This is a genomic window from Hydrogenibacillus sp. N12 (assembly GCF_019645935.1).
Taxonomy (GTDB): Bacteria; Bacillota; Bacilli; order Thermicanales; family DSM-22653; genus Hydrogenibacillus; species Hydrogenibacillus schlegelii.
This window is the reverse complement of sequence record NZ_CP080953.1, coordinates 2296015-2305244: the sequence shown is the minus strand read 5'-3', so window position 1 is coordinate 2305244 and position 9230 is coordinate 2296015. Positions and strand designations below refer to the sequence as shown.

The following is a 9230-nucleotide window of genomic DNA, read 5'->3' as shown; positions in this document are numbered from 1 at the left end:
CGAAAACGGGGTTGCATGCCTTAAAGGGGGTTCCGTGCCGGAAAGGTGGTCCCGTGCCGGAAAGGTGATAGAATACGGAGAGAGGAAGCGGAAAGGAGGACGGCGGTGCTTACCTTGTATCATTATCCCAAATGCGCCACGAGCCGCAAGGGAAAGGCATGGCTGGACCGGCATGGCCTTTCGTACCGGATCGTCGACATCGTCGCCGAGACGCCCGACATCGAGACGCTTCGGGATCTCTGGCAAAAAAGCGGCCTTCCCCTTGACCGGTGGTTCAATCCTTCGAGCGGGCTCTACCGGGAGCTCGGCCTCAAAGACCGGCTGCCGTCGATGAGCGACGACGAAAAACTTCGCCTCCTCGCCGCGCATGGAAAACTCATCCGGCGACCGGTGATCACCGACGGAAAGCGGGTGACGATCGGGTTTGATGAAGCAACGATGGAGCGGGTCTGGCTCCGAGGCGAAGGGGCTTGAGACCAGCGCCGTCGGCCCGGAAGCGGAGGCCGTCGCCGTCTTCAAAGCCCTCGGGCACGAAGCGCGCTACCGGATCTTGCAGCTTCTTCTGGAGCGGCGGCAGTTTTGCGGCGACCTCGTCGCCGAGCTCGGGCTCGCCCAGTCGACGGTGTCGCACCATCTCAAGATCCTCCGGGAAGCGGGGCTCGTCGTCACCGAGGAACGGGGGCCGTGGGTCTGCTACGAAGTCGACGTCCGGCGCCTTCGGTCGGTGCTCGCCGGGCTCCTTTTTCAGCTCGACGGAGCCGACCCGCCGGCGGCCGGCGCGCCGGACGAAAATTAAATTGCTCTTAGTCTTAACTTGTCTTCGTCAGGGAATTCCCCTATAATAGGAGGCGCCCGTGAACTTCTTCCCATGAGGCGATCCTTTAAAATTCCCGTGAAAAGGAGGACTCCGATGCAGGGGACGGAGACGACGGCCATCGTCAGACTCGGCGAAGCGCTGCCCGACCTCGTGCTGCCGGCGTACTTTCCCGAGACGAAGACCGAAGGCGAGATTCGCCTCGGCCCGTCGGCGCCCGAGAAGCGGTGGACGGTGCTGGTTTTCTACCCGGCGGACTTTACGTTCGTCTGCCCGACGGAGCTCGCCGACTTCGCCCGGCACTATGACGCCTTCCGGGCCCTCGGGGCGGAAGTCGTCGGCGTGAGCACCGACACCGTCTACACCCACAAGGCGTGGCTGGAGTCGGAGAAGCTGCTCGAAGGCGTGCGCTTTCCGATGGCGGCGGACCACGCCGGGCGGCTTGCACGGGCGCTCAACATTTACAACGAGACGGACGGGACGGCGCTTCGGGTGTCAATAGCGGATTAAAACTCCCCAAAAAAATCGCGTTCGATTCCCCACAAACAGCGGATTCAGTTCCCCAAAATCATCGCGCATCATTCCCCAGACGTATGTTCGATCTACGCGGTCACCTCCTCCTTCAGCGCATGGGTCACCCCGGCGCGCAGCTTGTCCTTCATCCGGTAGCTGTTGCCGCGGATGTTGATGGTGGTGGCGTGGTGCAGGAGCCGGTCGAGCAAGGCAGAGGCCAGCACCTGGTCACCGAAGAGTGTCCCCCAGTTGGTGAAGCTGGTGTTGGACGTGATGATCAGGGAGCCATGCTCGTAGCGCTCCGACACGAGCCGGAAGAAGTTCGCGGCGTCCAAGGCGTCAAGCGGCAAGTAGCCGACTTCGTCGCAGATCAGCAGCTTCGGCTGGGTGTAGATGCGCAGGCGCTTGTCCAGCCGTCCCTCTTGGTACGCCCGTCGCAAGTCAGCGACCAGCTTCTGCATGGTCACGAAGTAGACGCTCATGCGCTGTCGAATCGCCTCCATCCCCAGGGCCACCGCAAGGTGGGTCTTGCCCACCCCCGGCGGTCCCAGGAAGATGACGTTGCTGCCCTCCCGGATGAACGTCAAGCCGGCCAGTTCGCGTATTTGTCGCTCATCGACGGACGGCTGGAACGAGAAATCGAAATCTGCAAGGGTCTTGTGATACGGGAAGTTGGCCATGCGGAGTCTGGCGTGCATGTAACGGCTGTATCGCTCCTCCTGCTCAGCATCCAGCAGTCTGTGCAGGAACTCCGCATAGGTCGCCTGGTGCCCCGCTGCCCACTCCACGCACGCCGGCAGCACCGCCGCGGCGCGCTTCAATCCCAGCTCCAGCAGCTGCTCCTCGGCCTTGGCCAAAACCAACGCCTCACTCATTGCCCCTGACCTCCCATCGCGATCTGCTCATAGACGGACAGCTCCCGCTGCTCCACGTCCGGCCCGATTTGCAACCCTGGCACCTTGCCTCGATCCGGATGAGGCGTCCCAGCCGGGATGCCCTTGAAGTGCTCAGGGTCGGTTGAGACCTGGTGCCTGCCTGTGAGCACGCGGTGTTCGGCAATGACCTGCCCGCCGTACTCGATCTGCAGGCGGCCTGACTCAAACTCCCGGACCAGCACGGTGTGCCCCACATACCGCCATGGAACGGTGTACATGTTCGTGTTCCAGGAGATGCGACAATCGCTCATGACCTTGCGCATATCGGCGTACGCCAGCGTGTACCGGCTCTTAGGCAGGGGCTTAAGCGTCTCGGCCTGAAACCGCACCACCGGCTGCTCCCGCGTCGTGCCGTGGATGCGCACATTAGCCACCGTATCCCGCCAGATGGCACCTTGCCGGTTCAGGTCGTCATGGTCCACGAACGAAACCGGCCAGAAGCTGGACCGGATATACCCGATGGGCCGTTCAATCTTCCCTTTGGTGCGACTTCGGTAGGGCTTACAGGCCTTGGGCACGAATCCGTAGTACTTGGCGAAGTCCATGTACGCCGGCTGCCAGTCGACGTGTCCATGACCGTCGTTGGCCACGACCAGCGGGGAGCAGTTGTCGCTGAGCATGACCTTTGGAACCCCGCCGAAGAACTCCAGCGCGTTCCGGAGCGCCTGGAGGATATGCCGTTGGTCCGCCGCTCTGATAAACTCCAGGTAGAGCATGCGGGAGTAGGCGAGGACCATGGCAAAGCACCATACCTTGCGCCGATGGCCCTGCGGATCCAGGTAGGGGAATGCGCCCAGGTCGATTTGCGCTTGTTCCCCCGGAGCCGTCTCAAACCGCACGGTTGCCTTGGCAGAGACAACCGGGCGGAGAGGGTGCATGAACTCGCGCAGTACGGTAATTCCGCCGGTATATCCCTGCTCCCGGATCTCGCGAAAGATTCGCTCCGCATTGAGGACGCCGATACGCATGCGCTGCTCCACATAGGCCTTGTACGGCTCCAGCTTGTGGCCTTTCACCCTACGGCTGCGCGACTTCACCCTCCCCTCCTCCTGCTGCCTCGGCTCACTCACAGCCTTGCGGATGGTTTTGCGGTCATGGCCGTATCTTCTGGCCAGTTCCGAGATGCTGACGCCCTCCTCATACAGCTTCCTGATCTCCATCTTCTCACTCTCCCTCATCACCGGCACCTCCCCAAAAGTGATGGCAGGTGCCATAGTTCGACACAGGGGTGGGGAATTCATCCCGATGATTTTGAGGAAATCATGCCGGTGATTTTGGGGAATCTTTATCCGCTGCTATTGGGGATTTTACATCCGATGTTGACACGGGGGACGTTCATCGTCGATCCGGACGGCATCCTCCGGGCGCAGGAAGTGACGTGGTACGACGTCGGCCGGAACGCCGAAGAGACGCTCCGGCTTCTGGAGGCGTTCGACTTCGTGCGGAAGAATCCCGGCGTCGCCTGCCCGGCCGGCTGGCGGAAGGGCGAAAAGGCCCTCCGGCCCGGCATGGATCTCGTCGGCAAGGTGGCGGAGGCGCTCAAGTGAAGCGGTGCCGGCCCGGATGCGGGCCGGCGTCTTTTTTGCCCGTTTGCATCGAAGGGGCGAACGTCGTATGATGGGCATGAAGACGGAGAGGAGGGTGTGAGGGTGGAATTTCCCGCGGAACTCCGGTATTCCCGGGAGCACGAGTGGGTCCGCGTCGAGGGCAACCGAGCGTACATAGGGATTACCGACTTTGCGCAAGATGAGCTCGGGGACATCGTCTACGTCGAGCTTCCGGAAGTCGGCGCGACCGTGACGGCCGGCGAACCGTTCGGCACCGTCGAATCGGTGAAAACCGTCTCCGAGCTGTATGCCCCCGTCTCCGGGACCGTCGTCGAGGTCAACGCTCGGCTGGCCGATGAACCGGAGCTCGTCAACCGGGCGCCGTACACCGACGGCTGGATGATCGTCGTCGAGATGAGCCGCCCGGAAGAGCTCGCGGCGCTTCTCGACGCCGAGGCCTACCGAACTCACATCGGCGAATGACGGATGCGCTCACCGCCGGGCCGGATCGCCGGCAGAAGAAAAACCGCCGTTTCGGCGGTCTTTTCTTTAGGCGGTCTTTTCGAAGATGGGCCCTCGGACGCCGATCGGGTCGCGCGGGCGGCCGCCGGCCCCAAAGCCGTGCGCCGGCGCCCCGGCTTACAAGCGGCCGACTTCCGACCGGCCCGCAAGCCGGAGGCCGCCCGGCCGGCTCTAAAACCGCCGGTCGCCGGTGACATCGGCGCTTAAAAACTCATGCAAGAAAAGGGGAACTGCGACGAGAAGGACGCCGACGGCGAGCATCTTCCACGGCAGCGTCGGCGCCAGGAAAAAGAAAACGACCGCGAGGACGGCGACGAGATAGTGAAACACGGTCCACTCCTCCCCCGGCGATCATCGTCCGGCCACATGTCATCGTTTGGTCACATTATAACACGCCGGTGAACGCCCGTAAAGCGAACGCATTCATCCGTCGATTTTCGGGTGCGCCGGTGAAGGAGACATCGCCATGAGCTGGTGCTGCGGCGCGATGATGGTCGGCTCGATCGGGCGCCTGAGGCGAAACGGCATCGTCTTCGATCGCGTGCCCCTCGTCTACTGCCCGGTCTGCCGCCGGTTCGACGTCCATCCTCTGGTCGCCGACGCCTTTGATCTCCTCCTCGATTACGCGGAAGCCGACGGCGCCCGCGTCGTCGACGTCGCCGAGCTCCTCCGGTACGACGAGGCGGCGCTCCGGGCGGCCCAGCCCTTCTGGGACGACGGCGACGCCGAGGCGCTCGTCGAGGGGCTGATCGATCAGGCGCTCGATCTCCTTTCGGCCGCCCGGGCGCTCGACGATCGCCTGTGGCGGCGGGAGCTCCACGACCGCCTTCGGCGGCTTCTCGAGCTTCGGGTTCGGATTCAGGCTGAGAACCGGCAGGCCGACGGCTGAACGTCCGGCGATCGGTGGCGGCCGGGGAGACGGCCCGCCGAGGGGTCATCGGGGCGTTTTGCGGGCCGGCCATTGGAACGGTTCGCAAAAGAAAAACCCTGTCGGTTTGTCCTCGTTTGCTTCTGTAATTGAGAATCAGTTGAAAACGCCGGCGCCGTGCGGTACAATGGGATCGGAACCACTTCATGCAAACGGAGGCGACACGATGGCGCGACCGGAATTAAAGATAGAAAATCTGCATGTCGCGGTCGACGGCAAGCCGATCATCCGCGGGCTCGACCTCGTCATCCGCGGCGGGGAAGTGCACGCGATCATGGGCCCGAACGGCACCGGCAAGAGCACGCTGGCGCAGGCGCTCATGGGGCACCCCCGCTACGAGGTGACCGCCGGGACGGTGACGCTCGACGGCGAAGACGTCCTGGCGATGTCCGTCGACGAGCGGGCGCGAAAAGGCCTCTTTCTCGCCATGCAGTACCCGAGCGAAGTGAGCGGCGTGTCGACGAGCGACTTCCTCCGGACGGCGATCAACGCCCGGCGGGGAGAAGGAAACGAGATCCCGCTCATGGAGTTCGTCCGGAAGCTCGACCGGGCCCTAAAGACGCTCGAGATGCCGCAGGATATGGTCCGACGGTCGCTCAACGAAGGGTTTTCCGGCGGCGAGAAGAAGCGGAACGAGATTCTCCAGATGATGCTCCTCGAGCCGAAGATCGCCATCCTCGACGAAGTCGACTCCGGCCTCGACATCGACGCCCTGAAGATCGTCGCCAGGGGCGTCAACGAGATGCTGTCGGAAAACCTGGGCGTCCTCGTCATCACCCACTACCAGCGCCTCCTCAATTACATCCGGCCGCACTTCGTCCACGTCCTCATGCAGGGCCGGATCGTCAAATCCGGCGGGCCGGAGCTCGCGGAAGCGCTCGAGGCGAAAGGGTACGACTGGATCAAAGAAGCGCTCGGCATCGTCGACGAGACGGTCGGGCAGGAGGTGTGACGATGGCGCCGACCGACGTGCGGGACGCTTATGCGGAGCTGGCGGAAAAGCTCCTTCAGGGGCTTCCGCCGGGAGAGCCCGCCTGGCTTCAGGACGCCCGGCGCCGGGGGGCGGAGGGCCTAAGGGCGCTTCCGTTTCCGGCGTCGGAGAAGATCCACATCGCCCCCTGGCCGTGGACGGCGTTCGAGCCGGGGTCGCCGTCCGAGGGAGCGGCGCCGGCCGGGGACCTGCCCGAGGCCGTCCGGCGGTCGTTCGATGCCGGTGCGCCGGCGCTCGTCCTTCTGGACGGGGGCCGGAGCGTCGCCTTTGACCTCGAGGCGGCCGAGGCGTCGGGGGTCGTCGTCGCCGACCTCCGAGCGGCCCTCGCCGACGAGCGGCTTCAGCGGTATCTTTTCGGTCTCGTCGGCCCGGAAGACGACCGCCTGGCCGCCCTTTCGGCGGCGACGTTCCAGGGGGGCGCCTTCGTCTACGTGCCGCGGGGCGTCGCCTTCGACCGGCCGGTTCAGCTCGTCGTCTGGTCCGGTGAGCGGGGGCAGTCGGTGCGCCTCGTCATCGTTGTCGAGGCCGGGGCCTCCCTCGAACTCATCGAAACGCATCTTTCGCCGGACGGGGTGCCGACCGTCCACCACAGCGTGACCGAACTTTATGTCGCAGACGGCGCCCGGCTCCGCTACGTCGCCTTGAGCCGCCTCGGCCGCGGGGCGGTCGATCACGGACGGCGGGTCGCCCGGGTCGGCCGGGACGGCGAGATCATCTGGGCCATCGGCGAGGTCGGCCACGCCGACACCTTTGCGCCGACGGTGGCGCGCCTCGAAGGGGAGGGCGCCCGGACCGAACTGTATATGATCGGCATCGGCACCGGCGAGCAGCGGGGCGTCTTCGACCTTCGGGTGCGGCACCTCGGCCGCCACACCGAAAGCGCGATCCTCGCCAAGGGGATCCTTCTCGATCGGGCGCACCAGGTGTACAACGGCGTGACGAAGATCGAAAAGAAGGCGACGAAATCGAGCGGCGAGCAGACGGAGCGGCTGCTCATCCTGAGCCCGGAGGCGCGGGGCGACGCCAATCCGATCCTCCTCATCGAGGAAAACGACGTCAAGGCCGGCCATGCGGCGAGCGTCGGGCGGATCGATGAGGGCCAGCTTTACTACCTCATGTCCCGGGGGCTTCCCCGGCGGGAGGCGGAGCGGTTGCTCCTTCACGCCTTCCTCGATCCGGTGATCGCCCGCGTGCCGCTTCCGGCCGCCCGGGACCGCCTCGTCGAGGCGATCGAGGAGAAGATCGGCCGATGACGGACCGCACCGCGCGTCGCCCGCTCGTGCCGAAGGCACTCCGCGCCGACTTTCCGATCTTCGATCAGACGATCGCCGGGAGGCCCCTCGTCTACCTGGACAGCGCCGCGACGGCGCAAAAACCCCGGGCGGTCCTCGAGGCCATGACCCGCTTCTATGAGCGGGACTACGCCAATGTCCACCGGGCCGTCCACACCCTCGCCGGCCGGGCGACCGAAGCGTATGAGGCGGCCCGGGAGGCGGTCCGACGCTTTCTCGGCGCCCGATCGGCGGCGGAGATCGTCTTTACCCGGAGCACCACCGGGAGCCTGAACCTCGTCGCCCAGGCGTACGCCCGGCCGCGGCTCGGCCCCGGCGACGAGATCGTGCTCACGCCGCTCGAGCATCACGCGAACCTCCTCCCGTGGCAGCGGGTCGCCCGGGAGACCGGCGCCCGCCTCGTCTTTATCGAGCCGACGGACGACCTCCGGATCACCGAGGCGGCGATCGATCAGGCGATCTCCCCCCGGACGAAGATCGTCGCCCTGGCCCATGTCTCGAACGTGACCGGCGCCGTCGCCCCGATCGCCTACGCCGCCCGGCGGGCCCACGCCGTCGGCGCGGTGATCGTCGTCGACGCCGCCCAGAGCGCCCCGCACCTTCCGCTCGACGTCCGGGCGCTCGACGTCGACTTCCTCGCCTTCTCCGGCCACAAGATGCTCGGCCCGACGGGCATCGGCGTCCTCTATGCCAAGGAAGAGCACCTTCGCTCCATGGAGCCGTACGAAGTCGGCGGCGAGATGATCGACCGGGTGACGCTTTTCGATGCGACGTGGCGGGAGCCGCCGTGGAAGTTTGAAGCGGGGACGCCGCCGATTGCCGAGGCGATCGGCCTCAGGGCGGCGATCGAATACCTCGAAGCGATCGGCATGGACGCGATCGAAGCCCACGTCGTCCGCCTGACGAATCTGGCGGCGGAGGCGCTGGCGAACGAGCCGGGGGTCGTCGTCTACGGTCCGCGGACCGACCGGCACGCGGTCGTCGCCTTCAACGTCGGCCGCATCCACGCCCACGACGTCTCCACCGTCCTCGACGCCGAAGGGATCGCCGTCCGGGCCGGCCACCACTGCGCCCAGCCGCTCATGACGCGGCTGTGCGTGCCGGCGACGGTCCGGGCGAGCTTTTACCTCTACAACGACGAGGACGACGTCGAACGGCTCGTCGTCGGCGTCCGCCGGGTAAAGGAGTTTTTCGGCGATGTCTTTGGAGAACCTGTACCGGGAGATCATCCTGGATCACTATAAGCACCCCCGGAAGCGGGGGACGCTGGAGGGGCCCGGCGTCCTTGCGGTCGAGCTCAAAAACCCGTCCTGCGGCGACCGGATCACGCTCTACGTCCGGCGGGAGGACGATCGCCTCGCGGCGGTCCGCTTCGTCGGCGAGGGATGCTCGATCAGCATGAGCTCCGCTTCGATGATGTCGGCGCTGGTCGAGGGGAAGACGGCGGACGAGGCGGAAGCGCTCGCCCAGGCGTTTTTCCGCCTCGTGCAGGGGGAGCCCCTGGACCCGGCGACGGAGGAGGCGCTCGGGGACGCCGTCGCCCTTCAAGGGGTGCATCAGTTTCCGGTTCGGATCAAGTGCGCGACGCTCGCCTGGAAGGCGCTGGAGCGCGCCCTCGCCGAAGGCGGCGCGGCGGCCGAATCGCCCGCCGGAACGCCGGCGCCGTAAGCCCGTTTTCCATCATGCGA

Annotated in this window: 13 protein-coding genes; 10 read left to right on the top strand and 3 right to left on the bottom strand. The window is 65.6% G+C overall.

Translation table 11 applies throughout. The features are described 5' to 3' along the window. Positions 1 to 105: 105 nt before the first annotated feature. The 3 genes from K2M58_RS10845 to K2M58_RS10835 all read left to right on the top strand — a co-directional run bounded on the left by K2M58_RS10845 (position 106) and on the right by K2M58_RS10835 (position 1324). Positions 106 to 474 (top strand): arsenate reductase family protein, encoded by a 369-nt coding sequence (locus K2M58_RS10845; protein WP_066202775.1) that lies wholly within the window; start codon positions 106 to 108, stop codon positions 472 to 474. Then, positions 428 to 796 carry an ArsR/SmtB family transcription factor gene (locus K2M58_RS10840; RefSeq protein WP_220677548.1) on the top strand — a complete coding sequence of 123 codons (369 nt, stop codon included), beginning with the start codon at positions 428 to 430 and terminating at the stop codon, positions 794 to 796. Before K2M58_RS10845 ends, K2M58_RS10840 begins: the two co-directional genes overlap by 47 nt. Before the next feature lie 114 nt (positions 797 to 910). Next, the gene (locus K2M58_RS10835) at positions 911 to 1324 is read left to right on the top strand and encodes a redoxin domain-containing protein (protein WP_220677547.1); all 414 of its coding nucleotides are present in this window, start codon (positions 911 to 913) and stop codon (positions 1322 to 1324) included. Positions 1325 to 1416: 92 nt separating this feature from the next. Here K2M58_RS10835 and istB read toward each other — a convergent pair whose 3' ends face one another. Continuing rightward, on the bottom strand, positions 1417 to 2202 hold the full coding sequence (istB, locus tag K2M58_RS10830; protein ID WP_220676869.1) for an IS21-like element helper ATPase IstB: 786 nt from the start codon (positions 2200 to 2202) through the stop codon (positions 1417 to 1419). Next, positions 2199 to 3476, bottom strand: coding sequence for an IS21 family transposase (gene istA / locus K2M58_RS10825; RefSeq protein ID WP_252393391.1), 1278 nt, complete (start codon positions 3474 to 3476; stop codon positions 2199 to 2201). The genes istB and istA overlap by 4 nt, the downstream gene beginning before the upstream one ends. Positions 3477 to 3530: 54 nt before the next feature. Here istA and K2M58_RS10820 point away from each other — a divergent pair, with 54 nt between their 5' ends. Beyond that, positions 3531 to 3809: a thioredoxin domain-containing protein gene (locus K2M58_RS10820; protein ID WP_220677546.1), complete on the top strand. Its 279-nt coding sequence runs from the start codon at positions 3531 to 3533 to the stop codon at positions 3807 to 3809. Positions 3810 to 3911: 102 nt separating this feature from the next. Continuing rightward, on the top strand, positions 3912 to 4292 hold the full coding sequence (gene gcvH, locus K2M58_RS10815) for a glycine cleavage system protein GcvH (RefSeq protein ID WP_066202760.1): 381 nt from the start codon (positions 3912 to 3914) through the stop codon (positions 4290 to 4292). Between the two features lie 210 nt (positions 4293 to 4502). Here gcvH and K2M58_RS10810 read toward each other — a convergent pair whose 3' ends face one another. After that, positions 4503 to 4661: a hypothetical protein gene (locus tag K2M58_RS10810; protein ID WP_156423580.1), complete on the bottom strand. Its 159-nt coding sequence runs from the start codon at positions 4659 to 4661 to the stop codon at positions 4503 to 4505. A gap of 136 nt (positions 4662 to 4797) precedes the next feature. Between K2M58_RS10810 and K2M58_RS10805 the strand changes: the two genes are divergently transcribed. From K2M58_RS10805 to sufU, 5 genes are all read left to right on the top strand, one after another. After that, positions 4798 to 5220 (top strand): hypothetical protein, encoded by a 423-nt coding sequence (locus K2M58_RS10805; RefSeq protein WP_220677545.1) that lies wholly within the window; start codon positions 4798 to 4800, stop codon positions 5218 to 5220. A 205-nt stretch (positions 5221 to 5425) separates the two neighbouring features. Beyond that, on the top strand, positions 5426 to 6211 hold the full coding sequence (sufC, locus tag K2M58_RS10800; protein WP_220677544.1) for a Fe-S cluster assembly ATPase SufC: 786 nt from the start codon (positions 5426 to 5428) through the stop codon (positions 6209 to 6211). A 2-nt stretch (positions 6212 to 6213) separates the two neighbouring features. After that, entirely contained in the window at positions 6214 to 7503 is a 1290-nt protein-coding gene (sufD, locus tag K2M58_RS10795; protein WP_220677543.1) for a Fe-S cluster assembly protein SufD, read from the top strand. After that, positions 7500 to 8786, top strand: coding sequence for a cysteine desulfurase (locus K2M58_RS10790; RefSeq protein ID WP_220677542.1), 1287 nt, complete (start codon positions 7500 to 7502; stop codon positions 8784 to 8786). The genes sufD and K2M58_RS10790 overlap by 4 nt, the downstream gene beginning before the upstream one ends. Further along, positions 8740 to 9210 (top strand): Fe-S cluster assembly sulfur transfer protein SufU, encoded by a 471-nt coding sequence (gene sufU, locus K2M58_RS10785; protein WP_220677541.1) that lies wholly within the window; start codon positions 8740 to 8742, stop codon positions 9208 to 9210. The genes K2M58_RS10790 and sufU overlap by 47 nt, the downstream gene beginning before the upstream one ends. Positions 9211 to 9230: the final 20 nt, after the last annotated feature.